Consider the following 16660-nt stretch of genomic DNA (forward strand, 5'->3'; position numbering starts at 1 on the left):
TCCGACGACAAACCTCTTCGCACTGCGCGGGTCGAGCCGACCCATCGGTTCCAGTGTCGGTTCGAGGGAAACGTTGAGGTCGCAGCGGACCGATCGACGGGCATCCCGTGACGTTCCCGCTCACCCGCGACTCGATCCCCGTCGTCGGCGACGCCGATAGGTCCCTGACGGCCGACAGCGAGACCGCACCGGCGGTCCTGTTCACCGGCTTTCCGGGGTTCCTCGGGTCCGCGCTGCTCGAACGAGTGCTCGCCCGCGGCGACGGTCCCGTCGCCTGCCTCGTCCAACCGAAGTACCTCGACGCCGCTCGCGAGCGCGCCGAGTCGATCGTCTCGCGGGTCGGGGGCACCGACGACTGGCGGGGAAACGCCGACAGCGACGACTGGCGGGGAAACGCCGACGGCGGACGAACGGACCCGGACGGGGAGCACGCTGCAGTCCACCTGTTCACCGGCGACATCACCGAACCGGGCCTGGGCCTCGGCGGAGCGCTCGGCGAGAACGGGTCGCTCGCGACCGTCCGGGAGGTGTATCACCTCGCGGCCGTGTACGACCTCGGCGTCGATCGGGCGCTCGCGGAGGCCGTGAACGTTCGCGGCACGGAACACGTGCTCGACGCGGCGGAGCGGCTCGGCGTCGACCGGTTCCACTACGTCAGCACCTGCTACGTCAGCGGTCGGTACGAGGGGACGTTCACCGAAGCCGACCTCCGTGATCACGGCCCGTTCACCAACCACTACGAGGCGACGAAACACCGCGCGGAGGTGGCGGTCCGCGACCGAATGGAGGCCGGGTTCCCGGCGACGGTCTATCGTCCCTCGATCGTCGTCGGCGACAGCCGGACGGGCGAGACCGACAAGTTCGACGGCCCGTACAACTTGCTTCGACTCCTCCTCGCGCAGCCGCGTCCGCTCGCGGTCACGTTCACCGTACCGGGAGCCTCGAGGTCGGAACTCAATGTGGTGCCTCGGAATTTCGTCGTCGACGCGATCGCCGCATTGAGCGAGCGGGAGGCGTCGGTCGGCGAGACGTACCAGCTGTGTGACCCGGATCCCCTCCGAGTCACGGCGTTCGTGGAGACGCTGGCGACGGCGGCCGACCGTCGCCGAACGGTCCGCGTCCCGACGACGAAACGGGTCGCACGGGCCGGCTGTCGACTGCTCTCCCGGGCCGGCGTCAGCGTCGACCCAGCGACCTTGGACTACCTGGATCACCCGACCCGATACCGGTGTCCCCGAACACGTCGGGCGCTCGACGACTGCACGGGGGCGCTCGCGGTTCCACCGTTCGACGCGTACGCCGACCGGCTCGTCGAGTTCGTGCGGGACCATCCCGACCGCCGTGACGGGCCGATGGCGTGAATCCGACGGAACGGGGAGTTTATAAACTGCGTCGTCGTGACTCCGCGCATGGAAATCGGGAAGATGCTCAGCGGGGAGGAGCTCGATATGCGACGGGTCGGGATCGTTATCGTCGGATGGATCCTCTTCGTCTGTGTCGTCTCCGTACTGTTACTCCTGTATACGGCTCGACTGTAGCTGGGAAGGGCACTGATCCTACACCAGCCGACTGTAACAGGTCGTGTCCGGTCGAAGCAACTCGACACTGGTCGGCCGGGAAGCCGCCTCAAGACGACAGTTCCCCTCGACTCGGACGACTCGTGCGCTATCGTGACCGAACTGATACCTTCGTTGAGACTAGTACGAGTGTGAAACCGATGGCCTCGGTACTCATAGGGCTCGTCACCGCTGGTGCCGAGGCAGCTCGGAGCGGTAGATCGTCATCGGCCGTTGGTGGATACGCGTTTCAACACCTAAAAACACCGGCCGCGGCGTCAGTCTCCGGCGTCGTGGCTCGATCCCGCGTACGCGTTCCATCGGTCGGTCCCGTTCGGGACCCGGTCGGTCGCTCCGGGGTCGAACACGGTAGCGCACCGCGCGACCGCCTCCGCCGCGGTGGGAAGGTCGTGCGATGCGTCGCCACCGTGGCTGCCATCGCTATCGTTGCGGCCGGCATGGTCGTCTGAGTCGCCTTCGCCGCGCTCCGTACGCTTCGCGGGGCTCGGGGGGTTCGGTTTCGATCGATCGGCCGAGGCCGAGGCCGAGGTCCCCGGTTCCGGGCGGGGGTTCGATCCGGTCGTCGGTCCTGTGCTGGCTTCAGTCGTGTACTACGGGGGGCACGTTCACCCCGATGTGGGCATTCATAATAATTGTTTATGTTGGTTCAAGACACAGCCCGCATTTCCCGATCGTGAGAACGTGCGAAACCCCGTTTCAGGAGGGGGTGCTACCGTGACTATGGTCGAAACGACGGAGCGAACCGCGACGGAGGGTGGCCCCCGATCCGCGGACGGCCGCCGGTTCGAGGTGTTCGTCCGCGAAGCGGAGTCCGACCCGCTTCGTCACGTCGGGACGGTCGCCGCGCCGACACCCGACGTGGCCCACGAGGAGGCAAGCAAGCTGTTCGCGTGGTACGCCCGCGACGTCTGGATCTGTCCGGCCGAGGAGACGCATCGATACTCCGCGTCGTCACTCGCGAACGAGGACGAGTTCGGCCCCGAAGCCGCGGACTCCAACGACGACGACCCTTCCGGCGACGACTCCGCCGGCGACGATCCGACGGAACCGCGCGTGTACGAGGAGACGGAGGGGACCCCGACGGTCGCCTGCGGCGGCGCACCGCGTGAGAACGGGGCAGGCGACAGCGGCACGAGCGATGAGGGAACGGGCGGGAACGGAGCGACCGACGACGAGACGGACGGAAACCCCGATACCGACGGGTCGGAGGCCGACCGTCGATGATCTCCGTCAGCAAGCTCCTCTGCGGGCTCGACGCCGAGAGCGACGGGCTCCGGTACGACGCCGCCGACGACTCGACGAAACCGCAGATCACTGAGGAGCGCCAGCGCCGGCCGGTCGTCGTTTGGAACACGACGAAACGGTGTAACCTCTACTGTGAGCACTGTTACGCCGCCGCCAACGCGGCGGGCGCGCCGAACGAGCTGTCCACCGCCGAGGGAAAGGCGCTGATCGACGACCTCGCCGACTACGGGGCCCCTGTCCTGTTGTTCTCCGGCGGCGAACCGATGGTCCGCGAGGACCTGTCCGAACTCGTCTCGTACGCCGCCGACAGCGGGATCCGCCCGGTGCTCTCGACGAACGGCACCCTCCTGACGCGCGAGCGGGCTCGGGAGCTGAAGGAGGCGGGGCTCAAGTATGCCGGCGTCTCCGTGGACGGGCTCCCGGAACGCAACGACCGGATCCGCGGTCAAGAGGGTGCGTTCGACGCCGCGGTCCGCGGGATCGAGGCGTGTCTCGACGTCGGGCTCAAAACCGGACTCCGGTACACGATCACCGACCACAACGTCGAGGACTTGGCGGGCGTCGTCGACCTCCTCGCCGATGTCGGCGTCGACCGTTTCTGTTTCTACCACCTCGACTACGGCGGCCGCGGCGCGGAGATCGCCGACGTCGACCTCTCGCCCGAGGCGACCCGCGAGGCCGTCACCGACTTGTGTGACCTCACCCGGGAGTACCACGCGGCCGGCGAGGAGATCGAGACGCTGCTCGTCGGCAACTACGCCGACGCTGGGTATCTCGTCGAGTACGCCGACCGGGAGCTGGGAACCGACCGCGCCCGCCTGATCCGGCGGTACCTCGAGAACAACGGCGGTGACCCGACCGGCGAGCGGGTCGCCGACGTCGACCCGGTCGGCAACGTCCACCTCACGCAGTTCTGGCAGGGGTACGCGCTCGGGAACGTCCGGGACCGCCCGTTCGGCGCGATCTGGGACGACGAGTCGAACCCCCTGCTCGCGGCGCTCCGGAACCGGGAAGAGCGTCTCACGGGACGGTGTGCCGACTGCGCGTATCAGGACGTCTGCCGTGGCGGGTCGCGGCTCCGAGCGCTCGCCGCACACGACGACCCGTTCGCGCCGGACCCGAAGTGTTACCTCACGGACGCCGAGCGCGCGGGGCGCGAAGCGATGGGTCGGATACCGACTGGGAGCGGCGTCGGCTCTGAGGCCGACTGACCCACCCGATCAGCGGTCCGCCTCGTCGAACACGTCCGTCACCAGTTTCGCCTGTGCCGTCCGGAGCCGCTGTGAGAGCGCGGACTTACTGATGTCGAGCTCGTCGGCGAGCTCGCCGAGGGAAACGTCGGCGTCGTCGTCGAAGTACCCGTTGACGACCGCGAGTTCGAGCCCTTCCCGCTGTTTCGGCGTGAGCGACGAGAGGTCGAACGTCACCTGTTCGGTCGCGTCGGGCCCCTCCACGACCGCCAGCCGAACCAGTCGGACCCGCCCGAGGGTTTCCTGTAACGCCTCGACGACGTCACGAACGAGCTCGCGGTCGGCGACGTACGTCGTCACGAGCAGGGTCCCGTCATCGACGCCCCGAACGTGGGGAACACAGCCGAACTCGCCGAAGACGTGGCAGAGACAGTCCTCGGTGACCTCGCCGTCCGCCCGGATCAGCCCCTCGCCGTCGTCGGAGTGAAGATCGACCGTACACTCGTCGCCCACCGCGTTGATCCGCACGTCCGTGGCACGGTCCGTCTCGGTGACCATCGGACAGTCCCACGTGTCGGGCGGGTCGATGTCGAGGTCAACCCGGAGTCGACGAGCGTCGTCGCCGGCGGGAGACATACGAGTCGGTAGAGGCTCGAAGCTCTTAGGACCGGGATCGGGTGCTCAGTCGCTGGGAGCGTGGCGTATATTTAAAAACCGGAGCGGAACCGCGCGGGAGTTCAGTCCTCGGACTCGGGTTCGGGAGCCTCGGCACCGGCGTCCGCCGACCCGGCGTCGGCGTCCGCGCCCTCCTCGGAGCGGGCCGCGACGAGCGCGCCGCTGGCGACGCTGTACATCGGCTCGTCGGGCGAGTGCACGCCGCTGATCGAGAAGGGGATGTTCGCGTCCGCGAGGTGGTCCGCGAACAGGTCCTCGAAGCCGTTCGGGCTGGACGTGCCGCCGGTGACGACGACGGGCACGTCGAGGCCCTCCTCGACGTCTTCCTCGTCGACCTCACGGGAGATGTTCTCGATGACGTAGTCCAGCAGGTTCTCGTAGTAGATGGCGAGCGCGCCCTCGACGCCGCCGACGTCAGTGCGGAAGTCGAGCTCGAAGTCGTCCTCCTTGATGCTCGTCACCTTGTCGACGGGCGTCCCCGTCGCCTGGGCGGTCTGCTCGTCGACCCAGTCGCCACCGCGGGCGATGGAGAACTTCATCACGGGCACCGCGTAGTAGGCGAGACAGACGTTCGTCATCCCCGCGCCGAAGCTGATCCCGAGCCCGGTGAAGTTGTTGTCCGCGAGCTCGGAGTAGATGACGGCCATCCCCTCGTTGATCGGCTCGGGGTCGTACCCCATGTCGCCGAGCATCGATTCGAGCGTCTTCTCGTGGTACAGCGTCGTCAACGGCGAGTCGATCGGGTCCGCGGGGCTGGAGTAGAACAGCCGCTCGTTCGGACGGGCGGGTTCGCCGACGACCTGTTCCGTGATGAGCTTGATCATCGGGATCGCGGAGGACTCGTCGCTGGAGAGGATCCCGTGTTGCATCGGCCGCCGAGTTTCCTTGTTGAAGATGTTCGCGAAGTTCAACGCGTCGTCGCCGACGACGTACACCTTGTCGTCTTTGCGGATGTGGAGAACCTCACTGCGGGAGAGCATCTGCTCGGCCATATCGCTGTACTCGATCTCGACGAACGAGTTGCGCTGCTGTACGAACACCGTCTCGGAACCCTCCTGGCGGCCCGAGAGAATGTTCATCGTACCGACGTCAAGGCCTTTCGCCATATTCGGCCATTCTCAGCCTCGGGTCATAAACGTTCGTGAGCCGCGGGCGTGGATTGAACGAGAGACCGACCGACGCCGACCCGCCGACCGACCGGAGGAGGATCACTGAGTCGGCCGGAGGAGGGTCACGGGAGAGCACTGCCTCCCTACCTACGGTGCGTCGCTTACCAGGCCGACCACGCGGTGAGACTCTCGTCGCGGCCGTACACCCGCTTGAGGTCCTTCGCGTACACCATGTCGCCGTCGTGGTCGAGCTTCTCGTGGCGGTACTCCGGCGCGTCCTCGCGGACGTGAAGCCCCTCGATCGTGAACTCCTCGTCGCCGAACTCGACGGTGTCGCCGACGACGAACTCCATGTCGCCGGGGACGTTGATCCGAACCGACCGGGTGCGGTCGGCGTCGCCGTCCTTCGGATGGAGCGTGACGTCCACGGAGACGTTGTCGATCGCACGGGTCCACAGCGTGTCGACGCTCGTTATCGCGGCGTCCTCGACCCGGTGTTCCGGGCCGAGCTCGATACCGGTGATCCGGACCTGCATCAGCGCGTCCTCGGTGTCGACGACGAACTCCTCGCCGACCGCGACGCCGCCCTCGGCTGGGACCTCCATCTCCGTCGAGAAGGACTCCCCGTCCTGTGAGACGACGATCGTGATCGGCCGTGTCTCCGGCTCCGGGATCTCGGTTTTGTGTGTGTGGTCGCAGTCGGTACACCGAACGGTCGCTTGGCCGCCGGGTTTCAGTACTTCGTGGACGGTCTCCCCGCCCGGCGAACAGGACGGGCAGGGGAGACCGACTCGGTCTCCGGTTTCGCTCATTACGGCGTTGTTCCCGCCCCGAGCGTAAATATCCGACTTTGTCGTCGTCGTGTGTGTGATTCTACCGCGGCCAGTGGGTGAACCGGCGGATCGAGGGCGGGAACCCCCCAGTCGACGATACGGGTCTCGCGAGCCACCCGGAACCCACCCCCGTGGCGGCGGAGTACAGAAACTGGTTTAGGGGTGTCCCCGGAAAGAACGCGCATGATCGTACCCGGGTCGAGCTCCCAACTGCTGGCGGCCGCGCTCGCCGACGATACGGGACGGCCGCTGGCGACGGCGACGTACGACCGGTTCCCGGACGGCGAGACGATCGCCGCCGTACCGGCGTTCGACGGCGACGAGGCGACCGTCGTCGCGACGACCGATTCCGACAGCGCGTGGGTCGAGCTGCTCCAGCTACAGGACGCCGTCCGTGAGGCCGGGGCGACGCACGTCACCACCGTGATCCCCTATATGGGATACGCGAGACAGGACGAGTCGTTCGCGGACGGCCAACCCGTCTCGGCGCGCGCGATGGCCCGCGCGATATCGACGGGGACCGACCGCGTCGTGCTCGTAAACCCACACGAGACCGCCGTGACCGACTTCTACTCCGTGCCCGTCGATATCGTCGACGCCGCGAGCGTCCTCGCCGACCCGCTGTCGGCGCTCACCGACCCGCTGTTCCTCGCGCCCGACGAGGGGGCGATCGGGATCGCCGAAACCGTCCGTGACGCTTACGGTACGGGCGAGACCGACTACTTCGAGAAACACCGTGACCGCGAGACCGGGGCCGTCGACGTCTCCCCGTCCGACGCCACCGTCTCCGGACGGGACGTCGTCGTCGTCGACGACATCGTCGCCACCGGGTCGACGATGAGCGAGGCGGTCGGGGTACTCACCGACCGCGGCGCGGAGCGCATCGTCGCCGCCTGCGTCCACCCCATGCTCGCCGCCAACGCCGTGACGAAGCTCCGGAACGCGGGCGTCGACCGGATCGTCGGGACCGACACGATCGAACGCGGCTGCAGCGTCGTCAGCGTCGCCCCCGCCCTCGCCGAGACGCTCGTCGCCGACGCGGTCGCCGGGGAGTGAGCGTGCGCGGACTCGCCGCCCGACGGACGGCTCCGCAACCACTAAACGGCGCTCGCGCCTTCCTCCGATAATGGCCGATTGGACCGAACGCTACCGGCCGAGCACGCTCTCGGAGGTCCGCGGCAACGACAAGGCCCGCGACGCGTTCGCGGAGTGGGCCCGCACGTGGGACGACCATCGCGAGGCCGTCATCCTCTACGGAAGCCCGGGAGTCGGCAAGACGAGCGCGGCGCACGCGCTCGCGAGCGACATGGGCTGGGAGACGGTGGAGCTGAACGCGTCCGACCAGCGGACGGCCGACGTCATCGAGCGGTTCGCCGGACGTGCCGCCCGCAACGCCACCCTCGGCGGGAGCGCAGCGGGTGGCGGCGCAAGTGGCGGCGACACCGCCTCCAGACAGCTCGTCGTCCTAGACGAGGCGGACAACATCCACGGCAACTACGACCGCGGCGGCGCGTCGGCGATCACCCAGCTCGTCAAGGAGTCGGGTCAGCCGATCGTTCTCATCGCCAACGAGTTCTACGACATCTCCCGTGGGCTTCGAAACGCGTGTCAGGATATCGAGTTTCGCGACGTCTCCGCGCGCTCCATCGTCCCGGTGCTCCGGGATATCTGTCGCAAGGAGGGGATCGAGTTCGAGTCCGACGCGCTCCAGCGGATCGCCGAACGCAACCGCGGCGACCTCCGCGGCGCGATAAACGACCTGCAAGCGGCGTGTGAGGGGCGGTCGTCGATCGCGGTCGAGGACGTCGTCACCGCCGACCGCGACAAGGCGATGGGGATCTTCCCGTTCCTCGACGCGGTGCTCAAAGAGGAGTCGGCCGAGGAGGCGTTGCAGTCGGCGTACGCCGTCGACGAGACCCCCGACGACCTCACGAAGTGGATCGAGGACAACATGCTGGACGTGTACGACTCTGCGGAAGCGACCCGCGCGTACGACTTCCTCGCGAACGCCGACGTCTGGTTGGGTCGTGTCCGTGCCTCACAGAACTACACCTACTGGCGGTACGCGACCGACAACGCGGCCGCCGGGGTCGCGGCTGCTCGCGACGGGACGAAGGGTGGTTGGACCCGATACGGTCGCCCGCAGTTCTGGCCCTCCTCGGACGCGACGGCCGACGAGGTCGTGGGACGGATCGCGGCCGCGAGCGGCTGTAGCGTCGCGACCGCCAGACGCGAACTGCTTCCGTTCCTCTCGGCTATCACACACCACTGTAAACCGCGCGAGCTCACCGTCGCGATGGCCGCCGCCTACGACCTCGACGAGGCCGGCGTCGCGTTCGTCACGGGGTCCGGCGAGTCGACCAACAAGGTCGAGTCGATCGTCGAAGACGCCCAGGAACGCCGCGAGCAACGGCTGACCGACAACGCGGAGGGGGCGTTCTCTGGGGGGCGATCCGGCGGGATCGCCGGAACGGCAGCAGCGGACGAGACGGAAGCGGGCGATACCGCTAACGCGGGGTCCGAAGACCTCGCGAGCGAAACGCAGGACTCGACGAGCGACGCGAGCGCGAACGGGAGCGGGGAGAGCGAAACCGACGATGAGGACGACGGACAGTCGGGACTAACCGACTTCATGTGATCGGGGCGTCACTCCGCGGAGGAGCGTTCCGACCTCGCGGTCGCGGCGTCTCCCCCGGTGGGTGGCCCGGAGGTGTCGACGGTATCGACGTCAGTGATCTCGAACCGGGCACCGCCGGCGCGGCTCTCGGCTATCGAGATCGACCAGCCGTGGGCCTCGACGATCCGCTCGACGATGGCCAACCCGAACCCCGTACCGTCCTCGTCAGTCGTGTGTCCGGGCTCGAAGACGGTTTCGCGCTCTTCGGGCGGGATCCCCGGTCCGTCGTCGGCGACGTAGAACCCCTCGTCGGTCGCGCCGATGACGACGCGGACCCCGTGATCGCCTCCTTCCTCGTCCGTCGCAGGGTCGGAGCCGCCGAACGGATCCGTTTCGACCGTTCGGACGAGGTCGTCCTCGACCGCCTCGTGCGCGTCGGTCCTCGACCGGTTGCTCGTGGAACCGTGCTCGACGCTGTCACCGGACTGTGTCCGGTTGCTCGTGGAACCGTGTTCCACGCTGTCGTCGGGCTCTGCCCGACTGCTAGTCGAGCCGTGCTCGACACTGTCACCGGACTGCGTCCGGTTGCTCGTGGAACCGTGTTCCACGCTGTTCAGAAGCAGGTTCTCTAATGCCTGTCGGAGCCGGTCCCTGTCGCATTCGATCCGGGGGAGCGGTTCGCTGACAGCCAGTTCGGCGTCGGGGACGCCGACGGTTTTCCACGCGCGGCGAACGACGGGCCGGAGATCGGTCTCGGCCGTCGCCTCGACGGAACGTCCCTCCCGGGCGAGCGAGAGGAGGTCCGAGATGAGCGCGTCCATCCGATCGAGCGCGTCGTTGACGCGGTCGAGCCGCGTCTCGGCCGCTTGACCGTCGAACTCGCGGGCCAGCTCCAGGTTCCCGACCGCGACCGACAGCGGGTTCCGCAGGTCATGAGAGACGACACTCGCGAACTCGTCGAGCCGTTCACGCTGTTGTTCGAGCTGTCGTTGGCGCCGGACACGGTCGCACGCCGGAAAGAGATAGCCGACGAGGTCGCCGTCGACCGTCCGACCCCGTTCCTGGATCCAAGCGAAGTCGTCATCGGCGTCGACGCGATAGGCGACATCGACCGTTTCCGAACCCAGCCCCTCCCGGAGCCGGCCGCGGTCGTCCGGGTGGACCGCGTCGAGCCAGTCGGTGCGGGGAAGCTCCGAGACGGGGAGCTCGGAGTCGCCGGCGGATTCGATTCGGAGTCGAGTCGGATCGCCATCCGGTCGCCGATAGGCGACTCCCGGACGGGGATCCGTCTGCGGGGGCATTGCTCCCTCGTCGTGTCGGAGGCATAATAAGTCTTACTTGAACAACATTTCACCAGAGATCGGACCGGCACTGATCCTCGTGAATTCAACCGATTTCGGCGTGTAAGAACCGGGATCAGGATCGGAAACGTTGAAACTAGTTCCGAATTGTAATATATCAACAACGATTTCGCGTGTGGAGTGATGGGACCGAGCCGTCGACAGGGGTAGCGATCCGAGGCGCGGACGGCACGAGTGGTACGGGCGACCATGGACGGCACACGGGACGCGGACGGCACACGGGACGCGGACGGCACACGGAATACGGACGGCTCGAACGGGTGGGGATACAGCGGCGATGCCGGGTCGATCCGGGTCCGGTCAGGTCACGGGTTCATCGCTCCCGTTCCGCGCCGAGCCCCGGGATCGCCACCCGGTCCTCGACCCGGCCCATGAACTTCGAGGCGGTGAGGACTAATCCGAGATACGCGAGTCCCGTCACCGCGAATATCGTGGAGTAGCGGAACGTGTCGGAGGCTATCTGGAACGCGCGGTAGTACAGCTCGGGCACCGTGATGAACGCCGCCAGCGACGAGTACTTGATCAGGTAGACGAACTCGTTCGTCCACGAGGGGATCGCGTACCGGAGCCCCTGGGGCAACACGACGTAGTAGATCGTTTCCACCTTCGAGAGACCGATCGCCCGGCCCGCAGTGATCTGCCCCTCCTCGACGCTCTCTAGGGCCCCGCGGATGTACTCCGCCTGATAGGCGGCCCCGTTGAGCGTGAATCCGACGATCGCGACCCAGACGACGTCCCGGATGAATAGCCCGGAGAGGACGCCGGGGACGTACTGTCCGAGGTTCAGCCCGAAGTGGAGCACGAACAGCTGCGCGAGAAGCGGCGTCCCGCGCAACAGTTCGGTGTACGCCAACGAGGCGTACGCCGTGTATCGGCCGTACACCCGCGCGACCGACAGCGGCACCGCGATAAAGAACCCAACGAACAGGCTCACCGCCGTAATGACGACCGTCAGCCACATGCCGCGAGCGATCTCCGGCGAGATCCCCGTGACGAACGCGAGATCGCCGGCGTAGGCGGCGACGATCGGGACCGACGCGACGACGGCCTCGACGGTCCCGGGCGCGACGAACGGCTCGCCGACGGGAACGAGGACGCCCCCGAACCATCGGTTCAGCCAGCTCGCCAGCAGCCAGCCCCAGAAGACGACGCCGGCGGCTACCAGGAGGACCCGACCGACGGAGAGCTCCGTCTCGGACGCGCGCCGACGCAACCCTGCGGGTCTCGTCGCGCTCGCCATCAGTCGTGTCCCGCGATGCGTTCGAGGAACCGGCCGGTCCGGTCGTGTTCGGGACGTTCGAACAGCTGCTCGGGTGGCCCCCGCTCGACTACCCGACCGTTGTCGAGGAAGACGATCTCGTCGGCGACGGCGCGCGCGAAGCTCATCTCGTGGGTGACGACGAGCATCGTCATCCCGTCATCGACGAGGTCGTGCATCACCGACAACACCTCCCCGATCAGCTCGGGGTCGAGCGCGCTCGTCGGCTCGTCGAACAGCATGAGCTTCGGTCCCATCGCCAACGCCCGGGCGATCCCGACCCGCTGTTGTTGTCCGCCGGAGAGCTCCGCCGGATAGGAGTCGAACTGGTCGCCGAGCCCGACCCGCTCGAGCTCTTCGCGGGCCCGTTCCATCGCGTCCGACTTCGACAAGCCGAGCACGCGGCGCGGGCCGAGCGCGACGTTACCGACGGCGGTGAGGTGTGCGAACAGGTTGAACCCCTGAAACACCATCCCGACCTCGCGTCTGAGCTCGTTCACGTCCGTTCCCGGATCGAGCACGTCGACACCGTCGAGGCGGATCGACCCCTCCTGTGCCTCGGCGAGCCGGTTGACACAGCGGAGCATCGTGGACTTGCCGGAGCCCGACGGCCCGATGAGCACGGTGACGTCGCCCGCTCCCATCTCGAAAGAGACGTCGTGAAGCACCTGCTCGTCGCCGTACCACTTCGAAACGTCCTCGACGGCGAGGAACCCCTCGTCGGTCACGCCGACTCACCCTCGGGGATCGCGTAGTGGTCGCCGAGGCGGTCGAGCGCGCGGTTCGTCACGAACGTGAGCACGAAGTAGATGGCACTGATGAACACGATCACTTCAAGGACGGCGGTGGTCCGCTCGATAAACAGGTCGTACCCGCGGGTCAGGAGCTCCGCGAGTCCGATCGCGAACACGATACTGGTGTCTTTCAACACGATGGTGAACTCGTTTTGGAACCCCGGGATCGACCGTCTGAGCGCCTGCGGGACGACGACGTGCCTGACCGCCTCGAACCGGGAGAGGCCGATCGCCCGCCCCGCCTCCAGCTGGCCGTCGTCGACGCTCGCGAGCGTCGACCGGAAGATCTGCGACTGGTACGCGGCGCTCCGGAGCCCCAACCCGAGGATGCCGGAGGTTATCGCTCCCGACAGCGAGTACGGACCGAGGTTCACCTGCGGAACGCCGATCACGAAGTACATCACGACGAGGATGACGACGATGGGCGTCCCGCGTAACACGACGCCGACCCCCTCGACGAGTCGTTTGAGCGGGCCGTCGCCGTATACCTCGACCGCGCCGGCCGGGAAGCCGACGACGAAACCTAAGAGGATCGATGCGACCGTCAGCCCGACGGTGACGACCGCGCCCCCGAGCAGGTAGTCGGCGTTCCGGAACACGAACCGCCAGTCCTCGAGATCGCCGACGAACCCGATGAGGGAGTCGAGCGGTTGGAGCAGTGGCGGTGCGACCGCGCTTGGGGTCGCCGCCGCCGACGCGACGGCGGCGTCGCTGACGGCCGCGGCGAGCGCGCCGAACAGGGCCACCGCGACCCCCACCGACGCGGACATCCGACGCTACTCCTGGCCGAACCAGCGGTCCGTGATCTCGGCGTACTCGTCACCGTCACGAACCGCCGCGAGCCCGTCGTTCAGCGCCGTCTGGAGCTCGGATTCGTCCTGTCGGAGTCCGAAGCCGTACTCCTCGCCGGTCTCCTCGACGAACGCGATCGCCACGTCGCGCTGGGCGGCGAACGTCTCGGCGACCGGCAGGTCGATGACGACGCCGTCGATGTTCCCGTTCTCGAGGTCCTCGACCGCGAAGACGTAGTTGTCGTACGAGGAGTAGTCGTCCTCGTCGATGACCCCCGTATCGATGAGGTTCGTCTGTACCTGCTCCGCGCCCGTGGTTCCGGACTGTGCGCCGACCGGACGCCCCTCGAAGTCGGTCCAGCTCGCCGGCTGGAACCCGTCGTCCTCGCGGACGAGCACGGCCTGGTCGGACTCCCAGTAGGGGTCGGTGAAGGCGATCGTCTCCTGTCGGTCGGGCGAGATCGTCATCGCCGCGGCGATCACGTCGATGCGGTCGCCCGTGAGCGCGGGGATCAGCCCGTCGAAGTCGAAGTCCTCCCACTCGCCGAGCTCGTACTCGGTCTCGGCGACGACCGCCTCCAGCAGGTCGATGTCGAACCCCATCAGCTCGCCGTCCTCGCGGAACTCGAACGGCGGGAAGCCGGACGCGGTCCCGGGCACGATCACGTCGTCGTCGTCGCCGAGACAGCCGGCGAGTCCGGTCGCCCCGACGACGCTCGCCCCGCCGGTCAGCTGTAGGTACGTCCGACGGCTCATATCGGTCTCACTGCGGTATGTCATACCCGTGGGTGTGCGTGGAGCGATTTGAACCTTTCCTCCCGTCCTCGGTCGACAACGCTTGTACGGACCGTGTCTGCCGGCCGCCGATCCGAGACAGTGGACGCCCGGTACGCCGAGCAGCCGGTCAGTCGCCGCCGATCGGGGTTGAGGTGCGCGGGGCCGCGTCCGCGGTCCGGAGCGTCCACCCGGCCGCGGCGGCGAAGAGGAGCGCGGCGGCGAGCGCGACCAAGTTCACGCCCTGCCAGAACGAGTCGTACAACACGAGGTCACGGCCGAGCAGCAGCGTGGCGACGAGCCCCGCCATCGCCCCGGCGGAGAGCGTCCTAACCGCCCGGGCGGTCGACGGGTCGATCCCGGAGAGCCCGCCGTCAACGCCCTCGGACGCAGCCACGACGGCCGCCACCAGCCCGAGATGCGCGGCCAAGCCGGCGACGTAGAAGGTCGCCTGTGCGCCCGGCGAGTAGGTGAGGAGGGGGACGGCTCGGGAGAAGACGGCGCTCGCGACGACGCCGACGACGGCGACCGTCACGCCGATCCGGAGGAGTCGGGTCGAACCGCCGCCGGGACCGTCCTCGCGCCCGCCCCACATCGTCACGAGCCCGAGCAGGGTGAAGATCGTGAGCGCGACGATCAGGTGTGCGGCGTGCGTCGAAACGGTGTATCCCCCGGGAACGAGCCCGCTGATAGTCACCGTTATCGCCCCGACGGTGATCTGGACCGGGAGGATCGCCACCGCGAGCGTCGCCGCCAGTCGGGTCCGGCGGTCGAACCGGCCGAGCCACGCCCAGCCGGCGACGCCGATGATGAGGAAGCCAGTGACCATCGCCCAGACGCGGTGGAACCACTCGATGAAGTCGGGGTTGATCGTCAGTGCGGGGATCAGCTGGTCGGAACACAGCGGCCACTGCGCCTCACAGGCCAGTCCGGAACCGGTCGCCGCCGTGTACACGCCGATCGCGAACAACGTCAGCGTCATCCCGGTCGTCGCCGCCGCGTACCGCCGGAACGTCATCCACGCGGGCCGAAGACTCATTGTCAGTGGTCGGGTTTCCGCGTACTTAGACCGTTCGGACGGTCCACGCGTGCGGGAACGAGGACACGACCCGCGAACGCCGTCCGCGACCCGCACCCGGTCGACGGGAGTATATAAGGGGGTCCGACGGGTCGTCCCGCCGACCGGAGCAGCATCGGCCCCAAGCGAAGGGGGGATCGCACTGTCCCAACGAACGGCCGATCGCACCGCCCCAACGAACGGCCGATCGCACCGTTCCAGCCGAGCGGTGGCGTGCCGGTTCGCGCCCTTATAAGGGCGCGAACCGACCGCGAGGGATGCCGGGTCGGTGCTTATAAGCACCGACCCGGCGAGGCTGGGGAGGTGTGAGGTGCGGTGCGGAGCTGTGTCCGACGGGGCTGTGTCCGACGGATCCGTGAAGGAGATCGCCGCGCCGCCGCCCACTTATAAGCGATCACGGACGCCGCGGCGTCCACCGCGCCCGCGACTACCGACACCCGATCCGCCGAGCGATCGGGAGCGGCCGAATGGGATATAAAAGGGGCCTCCGGCCGGCGACGCAACGTGGCTCGCTCAGCCGGACAGCTCGCGTTTCGCTCGGCGGGCCTTCGCGGACATCTCGTCGTTGCCCTCGACGTCGGCGAGCGTCTCGACGGCCTCCAGCTGGCGGACGGCGTCGTCGAGGAACGAGCGGACGTCGCCGGTGTACGCGTACACCATGTAGTCGTCAGTCATCACGTCGACGATGGCCTGCGGGCCCAACCCCTCGGCGCGAAGTTCGAGGACGTATCGGATGAACTTCCGCTCCGCACAGCCGCAGTAGGGGTTCGCCTGGCAGTCGCAATCGAGGAAGTCCTCGGCGAAATCGAGGATCCGGTCCCTGGTCGTCGAGTCGAGCTTCGAGAGCCCGTCGCCGGTGAACAGCATGTCGAGGGTCGCGCCGGCGAACGCCCCCTTTGGGATGTTCGTCTCCAACTGGGAGGCGAGCTGCCGGTGATTCTTCACGTAGATCTTGTCGGTGAACGCCACGGGTTACCGGTGGTACGCGAGCGACCGGCAAAAGACGTGTGGTCGGCTCCGACGGTGTGTGGGCGGCTTCTCCGGTGTGTGGGCGGCTCCAAGGCCCGTCTCACGCGATCGGTTCGTCGCCGACGGACGGAGACGGCCCGGGACGCCACGATGTCACACGCCCATCCGGGAGTCGTAACCGTTATTTATCAAAGCAGGGTAGTTGACGACGCGTGTCCGGGTTAGGGTAGTGGACTATCCTTCAGCCTTGTGGAGGCTGAGACGCGGGTTCGATTCTCGCACCCGGACTTTCTGACGACGAACGGATGTGAGGAGTCGAAAGTCCGACCGTGAATCGAATCGGGGAGTGAAGCGAGCGCAGCGAGCGGAACGACCGTGGTTCGATTCTC

The 16660-nt window shown here is 67.6% G+C and carries 16 protein-coding genes and 1 tRNA gene; 7 read left to right on the plus strand and 10 right to left on the minus strand.

Annotated elements, in window-relative coordinates:
• Positions 1-164: 164 nt before the first annotated feature.
• From ACZ5TV_RS03105 to ACZ5TV_RS03120, 4 genes are all read left to right on the plus strand, one after another.
• On the plus strand, positions 165-1361 hold the full coding sequence (locus ACZ5TV_RS03105; protein WP_379781067.1) for an SDR family oxidoreductase: 1197 nt from the start codon (positions 165-167) through the stop codon (positions 1359-1361).
• A 48-nt stretch (positions 1362-1409) separates the two neighbouring features.
• A complete protein-coding gene (locus ACZ5TV_RS03110) occupies positions 1410-1538 on the plus strand; it encodes a hypothetical protein (protein ID WP_379781065.1) in 129 nt (42 codons plus the stop codon).
• A gap of 759 nt (positions 1539-2297) precedes the next feature.
• On the plus strand, positions 2298-2801 hold the full coding sequence (locus ACZ5TV_RS03115) for an Htur_1727 family rSAM-partnered candidate RiPP (RefSeq protein ID WP_379781063.1): 504 nt from the start codon (positions 2298-2300) through the stop codon (positions 2799-2801).
• Positions 2798-4033, plus strand: a complete 1236-nt coding sequence (locus ACZ5TV_RS03120) for a TIGR04347 family pseudo-SAM/SPASM protein (protein ID WP_379781061.1) — start codon at positions 2798-2800, stop codon at positions 4031-4033. Before ACZ5TV_RS03115 ends, ACZ5TV_RS03120 begins: the two co-directional genes overlap by 4 nt.
• A gap of 9 nt (positions 4034-4042) precedes the next feature.
• On the opposite strand, the gene ACZ5TV_RS03125 is transcribed toward ACZ5TV_RS03120, so the two are convergent.
• The 3 genes from ACZ5TV_RS03125 to ACZ5TV_RS03135 all read right to left on the minus strand — a co-directional run bounded on the left by ACZ5TV_RS03125 (position 4043) and on the right by ACZ5TV_RS03135 (position 6608).
• A complete protein-coding gene (locus ACZ5TV_RS03125) occupies positions 4043-4648 on the minus strand; it encodes a helix-turn-helix domain-containing protein (RefSeq protein ID WP_379781059.1) in 606 nt (201 codons plus the stop codon).
• Between the two features lie 101 nt (positions 4649-4749).
• The gene (locus tag ACZ5TV_RS03130) at positions 4750-5793 is read right to left on the minus strand and encodes a disk-shape morphogenesis protein volactin (protein WP_379781057.1); all 1044 of its coding nucleotides are present in this window, start codon (positions 5791-5793) and stop codon (positions 4750-4752) included.
• Between the two features lie 164 nt (positions 5794-5957).
• On the minus strand, positions 5958-6608 hold the full coding sequence (locus tag ACZ5TV_RS03135) for an HVO_0476 family zinc finger protein (protein WP_379781055.1): 651 nt from the start codon (positions 6606-6608) through the stop codon (positions 5958-5960).
• A gap of 204 nt (positions 6609-6812) precedes the next feature.
• Here ACZ5TV_RS03135 and prs point away from each other — a divergent pair, with 204 nt between their 5' ends.
• Positions 6813-7685, plus strand: a complete 873-nt coding sequence (gene prs, locus ACZ5TV_RS03140) for a ribose-phosphate diphosphokinase (protein WP_464384089.1) — start codon at positions 6813-6815, stop codon at positions 7683-7685.
• A 70-nt stretch (positions 7686-7755) separates the two neighbouring features.
• Entirely contained in the window at positions 7756-9267 is a 1512-nt protein-coding gene (locus ACZ5TV_RS03145; protein WP_379781843.1) for a replication factor C large subunit, read from the plus strand.
• Positions 9268-9275: 8 nt separating this feature from the next.
• Here ACZ5TV_RS03145 and ACZ5TV_RS03150 read toward each other — a convergent pair whose 3' ends face one another.
• The 7 genes from ACZ5TV_RS03150 to ACZ5TV_RS03180 all read right to left on the minus strand — a co-directional run bounded on the left by ACZ5TV_RS03150 (position 9276) and on the right by ACZ5TV_RS03180 (position 16271).
• A complete protein-coding gene (locus tag ACZ5TV_RS03150) occupies positions 9276-10547 on the minus strand; it encodes a sensor histidine kinase (RefSeq protein WP_379781846.1) in 1272 nt (423 codons plus the stop codon).
• 373 nt (positions 10548-10920) lie between these two features.
• Positions 10921-11847 carry an amino acid ABC transporter permease gene (locus tag ACZ5TV_RS03155; RefSeq protein ID WP_379781848.1) on the minus strand — a complete coding sequence of 309 codons (927 nt, stop codon included), beginning with the start codon at positions 11845-11847 and terminating at the stop codon, positions 10921-10923.
• Positions 11847-12593, minus strand: a complete 747-nt coding sequence (locus tag ACZ5TV_RS03160; RefSeq protein ID WP_379781850.1) for an amino acid ABC transporter ATP-binding protein — start codon at positions 12591-12593, stop codon at positions 11847-11849. Before ACZ5TV_RS03160 ends, ACZ5TV_RS03155 begins: the two co-directional genes overlap by 1 nt.
• The gene (locus tag ACZ5TV_RS03165) at positions 12590-13429 is read right to left on the minus strand and encodes an amino acid ABC transporter permease (RefSeq protein WP_464384090.1); all 840 of its coding nucleotides are present in this window, start codon (positions 13427-13429) and stop codon (positions 12590-12592) included. Before ACZ5TV_RS03165 ends, ACZ5TV_RS03160 begins: the two co-directional genes overlap by 4 nt.
• A gap of 6 nt (positions 13430-13435) precedes the next feature.
• A complete protein-coding gene (locus ACZ5TV_RS03170; RefSeq protein ID WP_379783907.1) occupies positions 13436-14230 on the minus strand; it encodes a basic amino acid ABC transporter substrate-binding protein in 795 nt (264 codons plus the stop codon).
• A gap of 124 nt (positions 14231-14354) precedes the next feature.
• Positions 14355-15206, minus strand: coding sequence for a COX15/CtaA family protein (locus ACZ5TV_RS03175; RefSeq protein WP_464384329.1), 852 nt, complete (start codon positions 15204-15206; stop codon positions 14355-14357).
• 609 nt (positions 15207-15815) lie between these two features.
• Positions 15816-16271 (minus strand): DUF5814 domain-containing protein, encoded by a 456-nt coding sequence (locus tag ACZ5TV_RS03180; RefSeq protein ID WP_379780820.1) that lies wholly within the window; start codon positions 16269-16271, stop codon positions 15816-15818.
• A 215-nt stretch (positions 16272-16486) separates the two neighbouring features.
• Between ACZ5TV_RS03180 and ACZ5TV_RS03185 the strand changes: the two genes are divergently transcribed.
• Positions 16487-16559, plus strand: a tRNA-His gene (locus ACZ5TV_RS03185).
• Positions 16560-16660 lie beyond the last annotated feature (101 nt).

It is taken from the genome of Halorubrum tibetense, from assembly GCF_055396225.1.